The organism is Acinetobacter larvae (assembly GCF_001704115.1).
Lineage (GTDB): Bacteria > Pseudomonadota > Gammaproteobacteria > Pseudomonadales > Moraxellaceae > Acinetobacter > Acinetobacter larvae.
Genome location: NZ_CP016895.1, coordinates 1,537,206 through 1,557,345, shown reverse-complemented (window position 1 = coordinate 1,557,345; position 20,140 = coordinate 1,537,206). Strand labels below are relative to the sequence as shown.

Sequence of the window (20,140 nt, the reverse complement as noted above, 5' to 3'; positions counted from 1 at the left end):
TGACGAACAAACATGGCCTACCTCATCTTCATCAAACCAGCATCGTCTGTTTTAAGCATCTCTGAATTCCCTATATTTTGTCGGGAATCAAGGTTTTTCTAAAACAGAATCATTATCAGTAAGCGAATTAGTTGCATTGTAGTAAACTAATTCAACAAAGTAAACTATTTGACCCATTGCCTGCAAAATGGCAACATGGCAGCCCTTACCGATTACGGAGTCATTATGTCCATTTCCGCACAGCCTTCGACACGTGGACGCCCACGTACCATTACCCATGAACGCATTACCAATGCAGGGATTGAGATTGGTTTGTCGAATATTACTTTTGTCGGTGTGGCTGCTGCTTTGGGTGTAAGTCATATGGCACTGTATAAACATGTGCCCAGCTTAGAAGTATTAAAATATTTAGTTGCCGAAGAAATTTTTAAACGTTGGCAAATTCCGGTACCCGAAGCAAAAACAGCCGATGCAGCCGCCTTGGCAGGTTTAAAAGAATATCTACTTGACTTCACAGCATCTTTACGTGAGCTAGTTAAAAATAATCCAGGGCTTACGCCCTATTTGTTGCGTCGAGTTGCATCAACACAGTCCATGATTAATAAAATTAGACAGCACCATCAAGAAGTTTCTGAGCGCTATCAATTACCAATCGATCAAGCACGCTGGATCAGTGCCACCATTGCTTTTCATTGTATTGCAGTAGCGGATACTGTTTATTCAGTTGCGGGGCGTGATCCTATTTCTGAAGTGGATCGCGCAGCAGAAGAAGCTGAAATGGAAAGTGAATTTGCACAAAGTATGCAAGCGCTGATTGTTGGTGCATTGACGCTACTCGAAAGCAATCAAATTGATACCCGTTTTCATACTGCACAACAGCAAGCAAGCCCTTAAGACACATAGATGTGATCATGCTGGCAAGTGATAATATTGCTTAGGCTATTTCAAACAAGTCTTTTAATATATCACTAGGTTATTGAGTGATCTTATGTTTTAATAGGCGCAGTATGAGATGAGCCTCTTACAGTATATGTACTCGATACCTATACGCCGTGCCCCTAACCATGGGGCATTTTTATTTTATAAATTAACAACTTAAATTATATTGGCGTATTTTTGCTGTAAACGCGCTACGATCCATAGCAAACTTGATCGGTAAGATCTAAACGATTCATCGTCTAGACTCTATTGCACTCCTGATTTTCAACACTGGCATCCAACATCTTGAGATGATCTATTGAGATTATTTTTCTACAATTCAATATGTGGCATTATCAAAAATGTATATCGATAACGAAAATAGCCAATCTACAAATATTATGAAAAAAATAATATTAGGCATTTTTTTGTTTTTAAGTGCTATAAGCTACCCCATCTATAACAAAATAGTGAATGCTTTTGAGGAAACAAATATCTTAAGCTTTTCTTTTAATGTCGATAAAAATAGTGACTTAAATGATTTAAGAGTAAATCTTTATCTCTTGAATTCTGCTACAGCTTCCGAATGGTATGCATACCGCAAAGCGATAACAGTTATAGATAAAGGTAAAGTACTATCAGAGCTTAAATCTAAATATATTTTAATGTATGAAATAGAAGTAGCCAGTTTATCAAAAAACTTATACCTGACTAAGCTATCAGATAATGTCTTTTATCGGAAAATGGATTATAAGGTAAAATATGAATTTCCTAATGATTTCAATCTTTTCACAAATACTGATAATAATATTGAACACACAACAACTTTAAAAAATATTAAAAATGTAAAATATTATAATCCAGAATTAGCTTGCTTTGAAATATCAGAAATCACAGAGAGCACACTGCATATACTCCAATCAAAATCATTTGATGAACTAAAAGCAGCAGGAAAAATCAAAGCTAAGGATATTCTAAAATTAAATCAATTAACGAATGATGAAAAAACTAGATTATTAAAAATCCATAATCTAAAAAAATTCGATAAACCACTAGAATAAAATTTTAAATATTTATTATTCCTTTTGCAAATCATCATTACTTAGCCCCATTTAAAATGGTTATTTATATCGCACTTCAAGTTTTAGCCCGCCCAGTTTTTTAGCCAAGCACAATTATTTGAGCAGGAAAAAGTAGTCTAGACATTTTCCCTCAAAACCAAAATATATTATATGTCCAGTGTGATCATTAGCGCTCAAGAGTTGCTTGCTAAAATCATGAAAACCGAGTTAATCACTTAACTCGGCTTCAACTAAAACACGACCAACCCATTTTAAACTGGAAGCATTCTACCCCAATGATTGGCGTTGTTTATTTCCGCAGCTGCTTCAGATTTTATTGCCAAAGCATCATTGGCTGTATTTTTAAGGTGCTATGGCTGTAAAAGGTGCGATGACATCTGCATTCTGCGCACGATGTCTTAAAAAATGATCCATCAATACCATGGCTAACATCGCTTCTGCAATTGGTGTTGCACGTACACCGACACAGGGATCATGACGACCTTTGGTGATGACTTCTGTATTTTCACCCTGTAGATTAATACTTTGACCAGCGGTTGTAATGCTTGCTGTCGGTTTGAGTGCAATCGCAACACGAATCTGTTGTCCAGAAGAAATGCCGCCCAATATACCACCCGCATGATTAGCCAAGAAACCATTCTGACTCAATTCATCACGGCTTTCATGACCAAACTGTCCTGCTACAGCAAAACCATCGCCAATTTCCACCGCTTTCACCGCATTAATACTCATCATGGCATGTGCAATATCGGCATCTAAACGATCAAATACTGGCTCCCCCCAACCCACTGGCACATTTTCAGCGAATAACTCTAATTTTGCACCACAACTGGTGCCACGCTCACGTAAAGAAGTGACCAGTGCTTCAAAACGAATAACAGCCTCCGCATCGGCACAGAAAAATGGGTTATCTTCGACTATTGACCAATCTATTGATGTGGCATATTCATTGCCAATTTGAGTAATATGGCCACGAATGACAATCCCAAATTTCTCAGCTAAATATTTTTTAGCAATTGCCCCCGCAGCAACACGCATTGCTGTCTCACGCGCACTTGAACGACCACCACCACGATAATCACGGAAACCATATTTTTGTGTATAGGTATAATCGGCATGACCCGGTCTAAACGTTTCAGCAATATTGCCGTAGTCTTTTGATTTTTGGTCACTATTACGAATTAACAAACCAATCGGTGTACCTGTAGTTTTCCCTTCAAATACGCCAGAGATAATTTCAACTTCATCCGGTTCTTTGCGTTGCGTAGCGAATTTTGATGTACCTGGTTTACGTCGATCCAGATCCACTTGTAAATCTGCAGCACTTAATGCTAAACCTGGTGGTACTCCATCAACAATCGCCATTAAACCTACGCCATGTGATTCCCCACATGTCGTGACACGAAATAATTGTCCAATACTATTCCCAGCCATTTTTATTTACTCCTGAGGCGATGTCAGTGATGCTAAAAACACTTCACGATACTGGCGACATTGTGCAGCAGTTAAAGCAAAAATACCGCGACCCCCTTTACTAAAATTCAACCAATGCAAATCAACTTGATGGAAGTTTTGTTTCATTGCCCATTCAGAATTGCCCACTTCAATCACAATCAAGCCATCCTCGCTAAGGTAATCGGCAGCTTGAGCCAGCATTTTACGAACGAGGTCCAAACCATCTTGACCGGCTGCAAGAGCAAGTTCTGGCTCATGCAAAAACTCTGCTGCCAAGTCGGCCATATCTTCTGCATCGACATAAGGTGGGTTAGAAACAATTAAATCATATTGATTTTCTGCGGGAATTTTATCAAAGAGGTCTGACTCAAGTAGTGCAACCTGATATTGCATATGGTGATGTTCAGCATTAATTGCCGCAACTTGTAACGCATCTTTAGAAATATCTGTTGCATCAACTTCAGCATCTGGAAAGGCATAAGCAAGTGCAATTGCAATACACCCAGACCCCGTGCACAGATCTAGAATACGTTGCGGTGTTTTGGGCTGTGCGTGGGCTGGTTCTGGCAAACCATTTTCTGCAGCAGCGATTTGACCATTTTCATCGGCAAAATATGGCGCAAAACGGTTTTGAATCAATTCGGCAATCGGGGAACGTGGAATCAAAACACGCTCATCCACATAAAAAGGTTTATCGCAGAAATAAGCTAAATTTAATAAATAACAGGTTGGAATTTTTTGATTAATACGCTGTTCTAAAAGATCTAAAAATTGTTGTTTTTCACTTGGCAATAACACTGCATCTAAAATCTCAGCATCAGCATTCCACTCTAAAGACAATGTTTGTAAGACCAAAGCCGAACTTTCAGCAAAATAATCTTCTGTTCCTTGCCCCAAGTGTGCATCATATTGACGTAATGCTGACACCCCAAAACGAATAAAATCACGAATAGTATTGAGGTGTTGTGCAGCTTCCTGCAGTTGTTCAGGACGAATAGTCGGTTGATCCACTTGCGGTGTCTCCAGAGCAATCAATTAAAGCCTTGTATCATACCTCTTTTTCAGTTTTTTTTTAATGATTTCTACTGCTATCCATTGCACCCATGCCGTCGCTCACAACAAGTTTTTATCACTTTGCTCAGTTATATTGCCGCACTTAAGTGCTGATTGAGCAATTCTACTCCAAGCAAGTTTGCCAAAAACTGTTGCGAGATCAGCAATGCAAAAAATCAATTATTTTACTTTAAAATGATATTTTTCAGTGATCAGCTTGATCCGGATACCACGATATAAATGATGTTTATCATCGGCGCTTTTACTGATATGTTTAAAAAAATCATCGTCCTCAGCTAATCTGGCATAAGTGCGATAACCAAATTCAAGTTTCTCTGGTGTTTTACCTTGCGCTTTGAAGGCTTCAATGAGCTTATCAACTTTGCTCTTATTTAAATCAATTGTCTGACCCATAAATTTACATCACTTTAAAAAATATCATCTATTATTAACAGCTTAATCTTACATTTTCATTAAATTCATTGCGAAAGTAACCATAATACTCCGATGAGAAAATGTAAAGTTTGATTCACTGTTCAGTCACATTTTCCATCGTGTGACTTATCCTCATGTTTGATTATTCCGTCATCATTATGTTTTTATGCTGCTATTATACTAAGTGCTTTTACTCGGGCTGGAGCAGAATATTTGTATTTAAAAGTAAAAATACAGCATAAGCTAAAGCTTAACAGGCATATGAATTGACTATTAAAAATATACGCTATGACATAAAGCAATGATATAAAGAACATTATCTAAAGCCTATGCATGGAAACATTAAAAATTTCCGGGCGTATTGTATTTTTCAGATTGAGCACCATAATATAAAATGCTTTCCTTAATTTATAGAGAACCTATAGACACTTATGAGCTATAAACATAATAATTTAGCGGCTATACGCCAACGCTATTGGCATGATGAAACCAATCCAGACGTCCTGATTGAAAAAAATTTTTTACAGCAATTATTACGCGAACAATCTATTTTTGCAGCCCCAAGCCTTGAGGACGCCAAATACTTATTTTTTGCACTACCAAGCATTATTATTGTCAAAGGATATGCGCTTGGCTTTTTACATGATACGGTAAAAAATATGATCATTAACTATATACAAGATCATAAACAGCAACTAATGCTCAGACAATCACTTAAAGTACAATATCGCCTATAACACAGCAAAGCTAATCGACAGAGTCCTGCTCAATATCCTGATTATCAATTCTGCTGCAATAATAAAATCCTCACCCGATATGCTAAAGCTTTAAATACGGTTTAATATCATTCCATCATATGATATTTACGCTGCCGGCTCGAATTGTGAGTGGCCAAGTAATTTTTTTCTTCGTTTTAGCATTTCCCCATTGGCGGCGTAATTTGTCTTGCAACTGATCTACTGGATTATATCCAAGTACTTCTTGTGCACGATGAACAGCAGACCAGGTCTTTAAATATCCAATCAATTCTTCGAGATCCCAATAAGCATACATATTGATGGGAGGAACAGTTATTTCGGCAAAGGGAAAATATAAACTTTGATACCCATCTTCCACATGCTTCCTCTCTATGGGCCAGTATTCACTGATTGTTTGATAATAAAATTGTTGCAGCGCGCTATCCTCTGCACCATCTACATGTAAAATCCCATAACTTATTAAGGCAATAACCGCATTGGGACGCGCCACGCGCTGTACCTCATGATAGAACGCATCTAAATCAAGCCAATGTGCAGCTTGTGCAACCGTAATTAAATCAACAGATTGATCCGCTAGCCCACTCTCTTCTGCACCTGCTACTTTATAAAGAACCCCTGCCTTGCTTTCTGCCTGTTCAATTTGTGCTGCACTTGCATCTGTCGCAATCACCTCGTTAAATCTTTCGGCTAAAAGAACCGAAAGTTGTCCTGTACCACAGGCGCAATCTAAGACACGTTGATGTGAAGAACACAAATTCGCCAATTTATTTATAAGATCAGTGGGATAACTTGGGCGATACAGCGCATAACCCACAGCATTTTTAGAAAAATAATCTTTGAAGCATAAATCTTTCATAGGCATACCTATTATTTAAGCTTAAAACGAGATAACCAGACTTCTAGCATGTAGTATAAATTAAGCCATACAGCTATTTATAAACGAATTATACACCCCATTGTACAGCTAAAAATTTGTTTATTTTTGCTTAAATCAGGCAGACCAGAACGGTTTTAACCCCCGTCGCGAGGTTGTTAAATACGTGACCAAGAAAAGCATTAGATTGGCAAATGCCTTTGGAAAAATTACCCCAATGATTTAATGATCATAATGCTTTGAAATCTGTCACGACTCATGCTTTCTGGTCCGGATATTAACTTAAGATTGGTTTACTGCAGATTGGTTTATTGCGCGTATAGGCGGCTTATGGTTTAGTCTGCACTTTATTTTTAAAATAAAGGAAAATGGCCATACTACAAATCATCAGCTCGACCAAAAAAGACCAGTGGAAAATAAAATTTAACCACCACGGTTGATAGCGTGGCGTTACTTCAAAAAAAACATATGATTTATCGATAAATGGCGCAAATAACCAAACATCTCCAACAAAGGTATCCAAACAGATATGCAGAAGCGCAGCGCTCGAAAATAACAGCACGATATAAGCATACTTTGCAAAGTGCTTCGAAAATTTATAATACAAATACGATATGAAAAAAATGATAAGCCACAAAGAGAACCAATGTAAAAAATATTTATGATGATGCACAGATCTACCATCAAAAAAGTAAAAATAAAAAAGATCAATATCTGGAAAAACTGATCCAAGCATAATACTGGTAAAAAAAACTGTTTTACTGATTTTATTTTGCTGCAATTTTTGATTTAAAACTTTTGCTAAAATATAACCTGAGGGTAAATGAGCAATAAACATTTTATTTTTTCTCTAGCTTACATGGATACATATCAACACCCTAAAAACACATATTATTTAAACCCTTAAACCCTTAAACTTTTAAATAAGTTTTCCAAACAGCTTAATGTACGGCGCTCTCATCGCGCAATAATAACAGTTATTGGCTAAGTTTTCTTCGCATACCAGAGCGAGTAAACTCGCAGCAAAAGTAATGCATTGATGATTTACATGATACGCTAAAAAGCCTGCCGATTAACAACATACACGATAATGGACAAAAACTATGCTGTACTGAATATTCAAAAGGCTATGTTATCTCCCGAGAAGGCTAGAAATTCGCTAGACCAATAAGCGCATTGAGCAGATATTCTGCAAGGTTGGCATAATGCCTGATCCTCTATCCTTCACATTACACGGTTATGCTCATGATTTACACGATGACTTGGCTTGGCAGTAGGTATGAGAATTGCTAAACTAATTAAATATTATATTGATATGCAATTTTTGTGCTTATCGGCATAATGCAACGCAACAGGCAAGATAAACACCAAATTTTTCTTGGTAAATCTTATAGTCATCAGCGAAGACTTGCTTTCAACAAGATTAGGGACGAACCGTTATAGCATTATGTTATATTTAGCTTAATGCGCGTTTCGTTAAGATTTTTGATCCCACTAGCCTATAGGATTTATTGTTCATGTCAGATCGGGACGATAAGCTAAAACAGTTAAAAACCTCTTCTATTGACCGACGCTTATCGATTGCTAAAGCATCTTTACTGGCAGGAACACGATGGGCTGCCTCCAATGCCACATCACTCTTTCTGAGCGATGAAGATAAAGACAAAAAGCGCAAAAAAGCCATGAAAGAACAGGCTGATTATTTGGTCTCCGAAATCGGTAAACTCAAAGGTTCTATCGTAAAAATTGGTCAAATGATGGCACTGTATGGTGAGCATTTTTTACCAGAAGAAATCACCCAAGCGCTCAATACCTTAAACAATCAAACTGTTGCCTTAGCATGGTCTGCAATTGAACCACATTTACGTGCTCAATTGGGCGATCGTCTAAATGATCTTATTGTAGATCCTGAACCCATAGGCACAGCCTCTCTGGCACAAGTGCATCGTGCTCGACGGATATCGGACAATCTAGAACTCGTTTTAAAAATACAATATCCGGGTGTCGCTGATGCCATTGACTCGGATATGAACCTCTTTAAAAACATGTTAAAACTCACCCGCATGGTGCCGCAAACCCGTGAGTTTGACCAATGGTTTGAAGAAGTCCGCGAAATGATGCATCGCGAGGTAGACTACGCGGTTGAAGCCGCAACAACACAACGTTTTGCTGAGCGTTTGGCGCATGACCCGCGTTATATCGTGCCCCGTATTGTTGATGACTATTGTTCAGCGCAAGTTTTATGTATGACCTATGAACATGGGGTTCCGATTAACAGTCCAGTAATGCTGTCACTGCCTCAGCAACGTCGCAACCTACTTGGTGAAGCGTCATTAGAAATTGCGGTACGGGAAATTTTTGAATGGGGTGAGATGCAGACTGATCCAAACTTTGGAAATTATCTGGTTCGCTTAGGCAATGGTAGCGACCAACCAGATCGTATTGTGCTACTTGATTTTGGCGCGATACGACAATTTGATCAACAATTACTCAGTGTCGCAAAAAAGCTGATCGTTGCGGGTTATGCACATAACTTAGCAGATATGGTCAACGCGATGACTGGTTTTAGCTTCTTTGATGCGATGCCTGACCATATTAAACCAGATATGGCCAAGGTGTTTTTACTTGCTACTGAGGCATTTAGTTGCCCAAGTAATAATCCTGATTTACCCGCAGATGTAATGGATGAACATAACCGTTATGACTGGAAAAAAAGTCATTTGCATCATCGCGTGATCCAACGTGCATCAAAATCGATGGCGTCACGTTATTTCAGTGTGCCCCCCAAAGAGTTTATGTTTATTAGTCGTAAGTTTATCGGTGCCTACACCTTCATGACCGTGATTGATGCAAAAACCAATGTCCGGCGCATGATCACACCATTTATTTCTTAACCGCTTATTTCTTAACTGCTTGTTTCCTAATCACTTGTTTCTTAATCATTTGTTTCTTAATTATTGATTGCCTCATTTTTGACTTGCTCATTATTCCGTAAATGAGCAAGACTTTTCTTCTGAGGGCAATCGCGAAGTAACAACTGAACTCTAAAACCTTCAATAACTTCGCTTCTTCATAACATCTCACAACATGAGCGAAAGCCCGTCGACCAAATCGGCTTTCGCATAGAGCCCAATGCCCCGACCTCAACACGTCCAACACGCCATTCCCTCAACATGGTAGTGAGACAAGCATATCTTGCAATATTTTTTCTAAAATATGCTTAAAAATCCGATTTTTTTGTTATAAATCTAAAGCTGTTTTTTTAATGGTGTATGACCGATGAGCTATTCTCTCCGACTGATCAAAGCGCAGGATAATGCAGCCATTGCCCAAATTATTCGTCAAGTTTCTCAAGAGTTTGGTTTAGCCGCAGCGTCTGGCTTTGCAGTCGCCGATGCAGTTTTAGATGATTTATATCATTTTTATAATCAAGAACATGCGCAATACTGGGTGGTTGTCGATGTGCACGATCAAATCTATGGCGGTGGTGGATGCGCAGCATTACAAGGCGACAACAGTTTACTTGAAATTCAAAAAATGTATTTTCTCTCCGCATTACGTGGTCATGGTTTTGCTAAGAAAATCTTGCAACATTGCTTTGACTTTGCTCAACAACATGGCTTTAGTGGTTGTTATTTAGAAACCACAAAAAATTTAAGCCAAGCTGTCGGGCTATATGAAAAACTTGGTTTTGAGCAGCTAGATCAACCACGTGGTGAAACAGGTCATAGCCATGCCTGTGAAATACGTATGTTAAAAGCTTTATAAAAGCTCAATATTGATTACTAAATAAGCAATTGAATTTGGGCAAGCATTTAGAGAAAAAGTTATATTATTCAATGAAAGCCCCCAAATTCTTAGTACTTTGTATAGATGTTGCGCAGATCTATACAACAAAAAATATTCAATTGAAATAAATTCATCTAAATTGTTCAGGTTAAGCTAGTCCTAATGCTTAAGTCGAGGTAACATAATGCGTCTTTATAAGTAAACTGTGATAGGACCTACATGCGTGAGTACGCCGTATTTACTTCGGAATCTGTAAGCGAAGGCCATCCTGATAAAATGGCTGATCAAATCAGTGATGCGATTTTGGATGCAATCTTAAAAGAAGACCCATATGCTCGGGTGGCTTGTGAAACGTTAGTAAAGACAGGCGCCGTAGTACTTGCAGGTGAAATTTCAACCACTGCCAATATCGACTTTGAAGCTGTCGTCAGAACGACTGTGAATGGGATTGGTTATCATCATACCGATTTGGGTTTTGATGGATCAACATGTGCCATTATCAACATGTTAGGCAAACAATCTCCTGAAATTGCTCAGGGCGTGGATCGACTAAAACCAGAAGATCAAGGTGCAGGTGACCAAGGCTTAATGTTTGGTTATGCTAGCCGTGAAACCGATGTGCTCATGCCAGCACCGATCTCATATGCTCACCGTTTGATGGAAAAACAAGCGGAGCTTCGTCGTAATGGTCAACTTCCGTGGTTACGTCCAGATGCCAAGAGCCAAGTCACCTTTGCCTATGAAAATGGCAAACCGGTCCGTTTAGATGCTGTCGTCTTATCGACACAACATGACCCTGAGATTTCTCAAGCAATGCTCAAAGAAGCAGTGATTGAAGAAATCATCAAACCGATTATCCCAACAGAAATGTTCCACACTGCGACTAAATTCCACATTAACCCGACGGGCTTATTTGTTATTGGTGGTCCTGTTGGTGACTGTGGTTTAACGGGTCGTAAAATTATTGTCGATACCTATGGTGGTATGGCAAGACACGGCGGTGGTGCATTCTCGGGTAAAGATCCATCCAAAGTTGACCGCTCTGCTGCTTATGCTGGTCGCTATGTCGCAAAAAATATTGTGGCTGCCGGTCTGGCAGATAAATGTGAAATCCAAGTGTCTTATGCAATTGGTGTTGCGGAGCCAACCTCTATCTCCATTAATACATTCAATACCGGTAAAGTATCTGATGAGCTGATTATTCAGTTGATCCGTGAGCATTTTGATCTACGTCCATATGGCATTACGCGTATGCTTGATCTATTACAACCGATGTATAAACAAACTGCTGCTTATGGTCACTTTGGTCGTCAAGGCAGTGATCACGCCTTTACTTGGGAAAAAACAGATAAAGTTGACGCATTAAAAGCATCTGTCAACTTGGCTTAAACAGCACTTTATCTACAGCTGCAAGCAAATCCCAAACAAAAAGCCCAAGCCTCAGACTTGGGCTTTTTAACACATACATGTTGCGCCTTGAAATCTTCTTATCGAGATTCAGCTGGATGCGCTTTGTCTTTGAGCACATCCAGCAAACTCGGTGCTGTTGGTATATCATTTTGTTGTGCTTTATAGCCATGATAAAGCTGTATGACCAATACTGCGACCAAACAAGCAATCAAACCAAATACCCATAAATGAATAGAACTCTGAATATATTGAGAACCACAATAAGGGCAGCACTTGTCTGAGCGCGTTACAGCCTTATTACAACATGCACAGCGATAATGAATAATCATAATCTGGTCCCCCCCTATTATGATGTTCCGTTTTATATTTACTGTTATTAATCTCGCAATACGCTATGTTGTAACACATTAATATCTTAAAGTGGTGATAACAATGAAATCCAGCCAATTATTTTATGATTTTAAAGCAACCGTACAGGAAAGTTAAAATCTACACTGTATAACGTTTGCTTAAGCCCCATTCTGCCAATATCTGCCGATACAATGCAGATGAACGATCTGCTGCAAAATGTGCTTCCATGGTTAAATCTAGCGGTAAATCCTCTGGTCGTTGACTCTCCACCATGTGCTGATCCTCTGCAAAAATTTGCGCATTAAAATCATATACCGCTTGTATATCACCCGTGGTATCAAAATTACGCGTTAGAGGAGAAAAGAGTCTGGTTTGACGATGTGATGTTGGACAACAAGCATTTAAAATATTTAATTGTCCGCCATTTGGAAAGTCTATCGACAATAATGCTGAAAATGGCGGGTAAACATCAAATACCCGTTTCCATAAAAAATCTGCTGGCGCCAAATGTTGTAAGCCATGCGGATAATTACTGACCGTGCTGATATATTCGCTATGCAAACCATAGTCGGTGCGCTGAGCGAGATATTGTGGCACAACAGCATTATTGCGGTCAGCAAAGGCTTGGTGATGTACCCAAGCAAAATGCGCAACATCAATAAATCCTTCTAGCTGACGTCCACTAGAACCGGCAATATCGACATAAGGTGGCAAAATACTTTGTTGATCTGGTTGTTGCCATGTTGGCATATATGGCAAGACGGCATTGTCTACATCACGTGCTAAAAGACTGGTCCAGACTAAGCCATAACGCAATAGCACAGGAAAACACAGCAACGAAAAACGTTCCGATATTTTTTTAAGCTCGGGCTGTGCTGGAATCTTGATACACTTTCCTGCACCATTAAAATGTAAACCATGATAAGGACAAATCAACTGCTCACCTTCGACCCAGCCTTTGCTTAAGGGGACGCCACGATGCGGACACATATCCCGCACCAAATGAATCTCACCTGCTGCTGTTTGATACACAGCCATTTTCACATCCAATAACTTAACTTGTTGTGGCTGAGTTGATACGTCTTCAATTCGTGCCACAGGATACCAATGCTGTGCCAAAATCTCCCAGTCTTGGTTGTCAAATTGGCTACTATCGGGTTTGCTGGGCATATTCAATATCGGAATAGCATTCATCGCTTATTCTCCACGGTTCATTTTGATCGATTACATACAACATCGAATACCATCGTGCATGAAGCTGATCAGCGCTTTGATGGTGTATGACTTAGATGATGTAAGACTTCGAAAAAATTGTGAAAGATTCAACGCGTATCGTCTATTACAATGATTGCTACGAGGCATTCTAAAAATCAGTACAACTTGGTTTGATTATTGCTTAAACAAAGCTCTAGCCTCTATGTTGTAGCCATCACGATGTCACTCCATCTGCCTTTCTCACGATTTTCCGACTATTTTATTGCTGTCGCACAAACAGGGAATTTACGTAAAGCCGCTGAACAGTGCTATATATCGGTATCTGCCGTGCATCGACAAATTGTTTTGGCAGAAACACAACTGGGGATTCCCTTATTTGAGCGTTTGCCCAGTGGCTTGAAATTGACCTTGGCCGGTGAGTTACTCTACGCTGATTTATTACGTTGGCAAAAAGACTTTCAACAGACACAAAATCGTTTCCATGAAATTCAAGGGCTACAGCGCGGTCAGGTCAATTGGGGCTTAATTTCAGCACTCAGTGAAGACTTTTGTCATCAAGCACTGCTGCATTTTCGGCAGCATTATCCTTGGATCAATTTTAATGTTCATATTCTAGAGAGTGAACGCATCGCACAGATGGTGATGCAGAATGATATCGATTTCGGTCTGATTTTAAACCCGCAACAGCAACAACATTTAAAAGTCGATTATTTTATTGAAGTTCCGTTGGGCTTTGTCATTCCTAAGCAACATGTCTTGGCACAGCACAAGAAGATTCGCTTTGCCGATACCTTAGAACAGAGCCATTTACTTGCCACAGCCGCACTGACGGTGCATGCACAAATCGATGCATGGTATAAAAAGCATCGTTTCCAGCCTAGACATAGCTTACAATGTAATGACATTAGAATGATGATTGCATTATTAAAACAAAACTACGGCATCGCCATCCTAAGTTATCTAGATGTTTATCCATGGATAATCAGTGGAGATTTTATCTTTCAGCCCATTATAGAGCCTGGTTTACCCCCCCTCACTCTCGCCTTATGCACTGCACCAAAACGACAAATTTCGCGCGTTGCGCAAATGATGATGAGCTTACTCATCGAAAAAATGCAGTACATCAAACACAGCATCCCCGCGACTCAAACCGCATCGATCATCAGCAGTGAATAGGAAAAACTACATGACAACACAAGACTACCCACGTGATATGGTGGGATATGCAGCACAACCACCACATGCCCAATGGCCCAATGCTGCCAAAATTGCCGTTCAATTTGTGCTCAATTATGAAGAAGGTGCTGAGCGGCATATCCTACATGGTGATGCTGGCTCAGAGCAATTTTTATCGGAAATCCACGCTGCTGAAAGCTATGCAGCACGCCATCTGTCGATGGATTCACTCTATGAATATGGTTCACGCGTGGGATTTTGGCGTATACAACAAGAGTTTGCACGGCGCCAATTGCCCTTAAGCATATTTGCTGTAGCAATGGCACTACAACGCAATCCATCCGTTGTCGCCGCAATTCAACAGCATCAATACGACGTGGTTGCACATGGTTTACGCTGGATTCATTATCAAAATATCGATATTGCAACTGAGCGCCAACATATGGCAGCAGCGATCGAGATTATTACCCAGCTTATAGGACGCTCTCCAACTGGCTGGTATACCGGACGTGATAGTCCCAATACTCGCCAGTTACTGGCGGAATATCCCTTGATACAGTATGACAGTGATTATTATGGTGATGACTTACCTTTTTGGATACAGCTTACCAATACTCAGCAACAAACACGTCCACATCTGATTATTCCCTATAGCTTAGACTGCAATGATATGAAATTTGCTTCAGCAACAGGATTTCGTTGTAGTAGCGACTTTTTTCAATATTTAAAAGATGCTTTCGATGTACTCTATGCCGAAGGCACATACTCTCCCAAAATGCTCTCTATTGGTATGCATTGCCGTATTTTAGGTCGCCCGGCTCGATTTAAAGCATTGCTACAGTTTTTAGATTATATTCAATCACATACCCATGTATGGATCTGTACGCGACAACAAATTGCAGCACATTGGTATCAGTTCCATCCAGCAACATTTTAAAGATCCAATGACAGAATTAATCCGGCTTGCGCTAATTGGCATTGTTCACAGTTTTCTCCTGCACCAATTCGATCGACAACCAAAAAATCACTATGGTCGCTCAAACTCAATAAGGGGTGATGCCACCCCCCTTGCCGATAATGAATGCCTTGCCGTCCATTACTGATAAATGCATGAAGATGCTGGCTGCTCAGCACTTCTTGAGCCACAGGCAGCGCCACCACAATCAGGAATTTTTGCTGCTGCAAGGGAATAAAACTCTGCGAACCCAAAGGATGACGCTCTAACATATCGATGACACAAGGCAAAGTTGTTGCATGACGTTGATGAAAAATACTCAATGCAACGGCGGCTTGCTCGCCACTGGCTTGCACCACAGACAAGGCATGATAGCGCCGTGTTCTACCTTGATTAATATTGATAAAATCATTTCCTTCGCTGCTAATGACAGCACCAAATGGAGCAAAGTTTGCTGCATTCAGTGGTTGTAACCTGATGTGTTGTCTATTGATCTGCATCTTTTTTGTCATACCCTAATAAAACCTAACAGCTAACAACTCAGCTCTCAAATCCAATCATTAAAGTCTACTCATTAGACAAGAAGCTATAGCGTGACTGCATCACCAAAGTGGAACTGATCACTGCATGGCTTAATCACTCGAATCACTCAAAGTACCCCACAAACGCAAACGGCTAATGCCGCCATCTGGGTACATATTTAAACGGATATAATTGATTTTCTGATGTGGCAAAATTTCTCCACGCTTTTCTATATGATTTTTTATACGACTTTCTATACCACTGTTGATGCGGTAATGATGAAGCTGATCCATTGATAGTATCTGCTCAGGCAACAACACTGACCAGAACAGACTTTGTGGCACTAACTGAGCATCAATTGCTGCCCTAACATAGGCTGCCTGTATACTACAGCTGGCTGGAAAATTTCCTTTAAAATGCGCAGTATCTACTGTGATCTCTGTAATATGCCCAGCCTGCCCCAAGGCAATAATGCACCAATCATGACCAGGTTCACGGCGTCGTTGCGTCTCCCAACCATCTCCCATATTTTGTGCAGGATCAGGATTGAGTAAATGACTGGGATGCCCAAAATGGGCATCACTATAGGCAACTATACGACCACCATTTTTTAATGCGATTAAATCTAAAACTGCATCTGCTTGCTGTGGATTGAGGATGACCCGACCATATACACGCAAACGGGCAATGCCCCCATCGGGAAAGATATTTAAACGAATATGACTTAACTTCTGTGCAGTCACCTGAAAAAAATGATGTTGATCTGCGGTCAAAGCACTGTTAGCGACCAAATGCTGCCAATCGGCTTCTGCTGGATGATCATCAGCGACATAACAGCCTTCAATACTGGCCGATACTGGATAATTTCCAGTAAAGAAAGATGTGTCGATGTCAAAACCATGCACCTCTCCAGGCACCCCTAAGCGAATGATGCACCAATCATAGCCAGCTTCACGCTTGCGTCGCGTCTCCCAACCATCCATCCATTTACCATGATCATCGTACTTTCCTGCAATAAATCTAGCAGGATCACTCTGTAGCATGCGTTCAGCTTTGGCAAAAAATTCATCTGAGCACGCCAGTACACTGGCACCAATTTTGACATCTGCCAAATTGGTTAACCCATGTAAAGCCGCTGGCAAAACTGCGGCTTTGGCAATCACGGTACTCATTTCATGTGGATTTATCTCTGATATGCTCATTGTTCGCCCTAAAAGATTGCAATGTGCTATGCACATGCAAAAACCAATCCAGCATGGGGTGCTTTTATCTTAGTCTATATCTATTTCTATTTCTATTTAGTCTATATCTATCTTAGTCTGCATCTATCTTAGTCTGCATCGATCTTAATCTGTATCGATCGTAGTCTGTATCAATGCCGGTATCTGCACACAATCATCTTCAAATCCAATTGGCATAGTTCTCGCTTTATAGGCTGATCCATATTTTATGATGTTCGATAGGTATAAATGATGAATATAGCGATTATTGGTGCAGGCATTGGTGGGCTTACCGCGGGGATTGCATTAAAAAAATTTGGTCACCAAGTAACTATTTATGAACAAGCAGCCGAAATTTTAGCAGTGGGTGCAGCGATTTCCTTATGGTCCAATGGTGTCAAATGTTTGAATTACCTTGGCTTAACCGAAAAAATTCAATCCCTAGGTGGACAGATGGACAGCTTAGCGTATATCGATGGGCTCAACCAACAGACCATGACTCAGTTTAGCTTAGCGCCTTTATATCAGGAAGTTGGACAACGTGCCTATCCTGTGGCACGAAGTGATTTACAACAATTACTCATGGCAGAATTTGGACATGAACAGATCGTACTCAATAAACGTATGATCCAACTACAACAATACCCACAACATGTCAGTATCCGCTTTCAAGATGGTGATCACAGCACAGCTGACTTAGTCATTGGTGCCGATGGTACCCATTCAATCACACGACTACATGTTTTAGGTGAAAACCGACAACGTCGTTATGCCGGCTACGTCAACTGGAATGGACTCATCGCAATAGATGAACACATTGCACCAGCACAACAATGGACAAGCTATGTTGGTGAAGGCAAACGTGTCTCCTTAATGCCTGTTGCTGGTGATCGTTTTTATGTGTTTTTCGATATTCCCTTAGCCGCAGGTTTGATGCATGATCCTGCACAATATGGCAATGTATTGCAGCAGCATTTTTCCCACTGGTGCGTGCCAGTACAGCGCTTAATCAACTGTTTAGATCCACAGCATCTTAATCGCGTCGAAATTCATGATATTGAACCCTTTATGACTTTTTACCGAGGGCGAGTCGTCTTATTAGGTGATGCTGCACACAGTACCACACCCGATATTGGCCAAGGCGGCTGTCAAGCAATGGAAGATGCAATTTATCTAGCACGCTCTTTGCAGATCAACACACTGGGCTTGGAGGATGCGCTGCGCCGCTATCAAAACAAACGCAATCAACGTTGTAAAGAATTACTTTTACGGGCTAGAAAACGCTGTGACATTACCCATATGAAAGATCGCCAGCTTACCGAACACTGGTATCAAACGCTTTATAGCGAACAAGGGTCGCATATTATGCAAGGTATTTTAAATAATATCCTTGGCAATCCGCTCGATTAAAGTTTAAAGCCGCAATGCATGAGGCGAATGCTAGCAACACCCACTTTAATCGAATCTACGCCCCATTGACCCGTTGCTACCCACTTTCGTCGCAGCAGAAGCATTTAAATACATGCCCATGTGCTCATTCCAGCAAGCCATCATGAAGAAGGTGTATCTGAAGGCAACGATGCAATAGCGATTTTTTTCTGTGCCTTCAGTAGATGGTGAAACAATAGATTTAATAAAATGGCACTGATACAAGCCGCACTAATACCCGAATGAAATAAGGTTTGGAACCACATGGGAAATTGCGCATAAAATTCTTGGTTGACAATTGGAATCATTCCCATCGCCAAAGATGTTGCCACGATGATCATATTTTTGTGGTCATGATAATCGACCTTAGCTAATGTTCTGATCCCACTGGCTGCAACCGTTCCAAATAAAACAAGACCCGCACCCCCCAAAACCGGCAGTGGAATGGCTGCGACCAAACGCCCAATCACTGGCAACAAACCGAGTAACATTAAAATAATGCCTGCACTAGCCACCACAAAACGACTCTTAATTCCAGTGATCGCAACCAGACCAACATTCTGCGCGAAAGCACTTTGCATAAATGAACCCAAACACGGTGAAATCGCACTCGACAGCATATCGGCTCTTAAGCCATCGCCAATCCGTTTTGCACTCACAGGCGTACCCACAATTTCACCAATGGCGATAATATCTGCCGTGGTTTCGGTCATCACCACCAAGCTCACGATTAACATGGCAAGAATTGCTGTAAAATCAAAGGCAGGCAGCCCAAAATGAAAAAATCTGGGCCATGCAAATAGCGTACCCTGCAACACCGTTGAGAAGTCTGCATATCCGAGTACGTAGGCTATAAGTGTTGCCAGCACCATGCCCAGTAAAACCGCAAGACGTCGTAATACCGGATTCGACAACAGATTAAAAGCCAATATAATGGCTAAGGTCAGCATCGCCAAAGCGATGTTGGTAGGATCACCCCAATCAGGCGCATGGTTATTTCCGCCCATCATCCAACGAACTGCCACAGGGATCAACGCAATACCAATCATGGTAATCACACAGCCCGTCACCACAGCCGGAAAAAAGACAATAATCCTCGCAAAGAACGGTGTTAGCAACAGCCCAAAGATTGCTGCCACAATAACGGCACCATACACTTCAGGCAGACCACCTCCCGTGGCAATAATTGCCGACATACTGGCCACACCCGAAAAAGATACTCCTTGTACAATCGGTAATTGCGCACCAAAATATTTCACGCCCAAACTTTGCAACAATGTTGCAGCACCTCCCACAAATAATGCAGCAGCCAGCAATAAACCTGTTTCTGCGCTGTCTAACCCTACTGCGGAAGCCAGTATGAGCGGTGGCGCAATGATGCCACCATACATGGTCAAGACATGTTGTAACCCATAGGCGATATTTTTATTTAGCCCTAAATATTCATGCTCTGATGATTTCATCACAGTTGAATGGTCGTGTTGATGCATCGTGTTCTC

Annotated in this window: 19 protein-coding genes; 9 read left to right on the top strand and 10 right to left on the bottom strand. The window is 40.6% G+C overall.

Features of this window, described 5'->3' with window-relative positions; all coding sequences use genetic code 11:
* Positions 1-225: 225 nt before the first annotated feature.
* Both BFG52_RS06855 and BFG52_RS06850 read left to right on the top strand, forming a co-directional pair.
* On the top strand, positions 226-894 hold the full coding sequence (locus tag BFG52_RS06855; protein WP_067553892.1) for a TetR/AcrR family transcriptional regulator: 669 nt from the start codon (positions 226-228) through the stop codon (positions 892-894).
* A 386-nt stretch (positions 895-1,280) separates the two neighbouring features.
* The gene (locus BFG52_RS06850; protein WP_228703809.1) at positions 1,281-1,979 is read left to right on the top strand and encodes a hypothetical protein; all 699 of its coding nucleotides are present in this window, start codon (positions 1,281-1,283) and stop codon (positions 1,977-1,979) included.
* 363 nt (positions 1,980-2,342) lie between these two features.
* Here BFG52_RS06850 and aroC read toward each other — a convergent pair whose 3' ends face one another.
* The 3 genes from aroC to BFG52_RS06835 form a co-directional block, all read right to left on the bottom strand.
* Positions 2,343-3,434, bottom strand: a complete 1,092-nt coding sequence (gene aroC / locus BFG52_RS06845) for a chorismate synthase (RefSeq protein WP_067553889.1) — start codon at positions 3,432-3,434, stop codon at positions 2,343-2,345.
* Positions 3,435-3,440: 6 nt separating this feature from the next.
* Entirely contained in the window at positions 3,441-4,466 is a 1,026-nt protein-coding gene (prmB, locus tag BFG52_RS06840; RefSeq protein ID WP_067553886.1) for a 50S ribosomal protein L3 N(5)-glutamine methyltransferase, read from the bottom strand.
* A gap of 222 nt (positions 4,467-4,688) precedes the next feature.
* The gene (locus BFG52_RS06835; RefSeq protein WP_067553883.1) at positions 4,689-4,922 is read right to left on the bottom strand and encodes a hypothetical protein; all 234 of its coding nucleotides are present in this window, start codon (positions 4,920-4,922) and stop codon (positions 4,689-4,691) included.
* Positions 4,923-5,374: 452 nt separating this feature from the next.
* On the opposite strand from BFG52_RS06835, the gene BFG52_RS06830 reads away from it, so the two are divergent.
* Positions 5,375-5,680, top strand: a complete 306-nt coding sequence (locus BFG52_RS06830; RefSeq protein WP_067553881.1) for a hypothetical protein — start codon at positions 5,375-5,377, stop codon at positions 5,678-5,680.
* A gap of 115 nt (positions 5,681-5,795) precedes the next feature.
* Here the strand turns inward: BFG52_RS06830 and BFG52_RS06825 are convergent, their stop codons facing one another.
* On the bottom strand, positions 5,796-6,557 hold the full coding sequence (locus tag BFG52_RS06825; protein ID WP_067553878.1) for a class I SAM-dependent methyltransferase: 762 nt from the start codon (positions 6,555-6,557) through the stop codon (positions 5,796-5,798).
* A 346-nt stretch (positions 6,558-6,903) separates the two neighbouring features.
* The gene (locus tag BFG52_RS06820) at positions 6,904-7,413 is read right to left on the bottom strand and encodes a metal-dependent hydrolase (protein WP_067553875.1); all 510 of its coding nucleotides are present in this window, start codon (positions 7,411-7,413) and stop codon (positions 6,904-6,906) included.
* A gap of 679 nt (positions 7,414-8,092) precedes the next feature.
* Between BFG52_RS06820 and BFG52_RS06815 the strand changes: the two genes are divergently transcribed.
* The 3 genes from BFG52_RS06815 to metK all read left to right on the top strand — a co-directional run bounded on the left by BFG52_RS06815 (position 8,093) and on the right by metK (position 11,753).
* Positions 8,093-9,469, top strand: coding sequence for an ABC1 kinase family protein (locus BFG52_RS06815; protein WP_067553872.1), 1,377 nt, complete (start codon positions 8,093-8,095; stop codon positions 9,467-9,469).
* 385 nt (positions 9,470-9,854) lie between these two features.
* Positions 9,855-10,343, top strand: a complete 489-nt coding sequence (locus tag BFG52_RS06805; RefSeq protein ID WP_067553867.1) for a GNAT family N-acetyltransferase — start codon at positions 9,855-9,857, stop codon at positions 10,341-10,343.
* Between the two features lie 240 nt (positions 10,344-10,583).
* Positions 10,584-11,753 carry a methionine adenosyltransferase gene (metK, locus tag BFG52_RS06800; protein ID WP_067553865.1) on the top strand — a complete coding sequence of 390 codons (1,170 nt, stop codon included), beginning with the start codon at positions 10,584-10,586 and terminating at the stop codon, positions 11,751-11,753.
* 98 nt (positions 11,754-11,851) lie between these two features.
* Here the strand turns inward: metK and BFG52_RS06795 are convergent, their stop codons facing one another.
* Both BFG52_RS06795 and BFG52_RS06790 read right to left on the bottom strand, forming a co-directional pair.
* Positions 11,852-12,103: a hypothetical protein gene (locus tag BFG52_RS06795; protein ID WP_067553862.1), complete on the bottom strand. Its 252-nt coding sequence runs from the start codon at positions 12,101-12,103 to the stop codon at positions 11,852-11,854.
* A gap of 160 nt (positions 12,104-12,263) precedes the next feature.
* A complete protein-coding gene (locus BFG52_RS06790; RefSeq protein WP_067553860.1) occupies positions 12,264-13,319 on the bottom strand; it encodes a Rieske 2Fe-2S domain-containing protein in 1,056 nt (351 codons plus the stop codon).
* Positions 13,320-13,559: 240 nt separating this feature from the next.
* On the opposite strand from BFG52_RS06790, the gene BFG52_RS06785 reads away from it, so the two are divergent.
* On the top strand, positions 13,560-14,516 hold the full coding sequence (locus BFG52_RS06785; protein WP_067553858.1) for a LysR family transcriptional regulator: 957 nt from the start codon (positions 13,560-13,562) through the stop codon (positions 14,514-14,516).
* Positions 14,517-14,526: 10 nt separating this feature from the next.
* Positions 14,527-15,453 carry an allantoinase PuuE gene (gene puuE, locus BFG52_RS06780; RefSeq protein WP_067553857.1) on the top strand — a complete coding sequence of 309 codons (927 nt, stop codon included), beginning with the start codon at positions 14,527-14,529 and terminating at the stop codon, positions 15,451-15,453.
* Here the strand turns inward: puuE and BFG52_RS06775 are convergent.
* On the bottom strand, positions 15,450-15,983 hold the full coding sequence (locus BFG52_RS06775; RefSeq protein ID WP_171257341.1) for an ureidoglycolate lyase: 534 nt from the start codon (positions 15,981-15,983) through the stop codon (positions 15,450-15,452). The genes puuE and BFG52_RS06775 overlap by 4 nt on opposite strands.
* Before the next feature lie 120 nt (positions 15,984-16,103).
* Positions 16,104-17,165 carry an allantoicase gene (gene alc / locus BFG52_RS06770; RefSeq protein WP_067553855.1) on the bottom strand — a complete coding sequence of 354 codons (1,062 nt, stop codon included), beginning with the start codon at positions 17,163-17,165 and terminating at the stop codon, positions 16,104-16,106.
* A gap of 300 nt (positions 17,166-17,465) precedes the next feature.
* On the opposite strand from alc, the gene hpxO reads away from it, so the two are divergent.
* Positions 17,466-18,623 carry an FAD-dependent urate hydroxylase HpxO gene (hpxO, locus tag BFG52_RS06765; RefSeq protein ID WP_067553853.1) on the top strand — a complete coding sequence of 386 codons (1,158 nt, stop codon included), beginning with the start codon at positions 17,466-17,468 and terminating at the stop codon, positions 18,621-18,623.
* A 140-nt stretch (positions 18,624-18,763) separates the two neighbouring features.
* On the opposite strand, the gene BFG52_RS06760 is transcribed toward hpxO, so the two are convergent.
* Positions 18,764-20,131 (bottom strand): nucleobase:cation symporter-2 family protein, encoded by a 1,368-nt coding sequence (locus tag BFG52_RS06760; RefSeq protein ID WP_067553851.1) that lies wholly within the window; start codon positions 20,129-20,131, stop codon positions 18,764-18,766.
* Positions 20,132-20,140 lie beyond the last annotated feature (9 nt).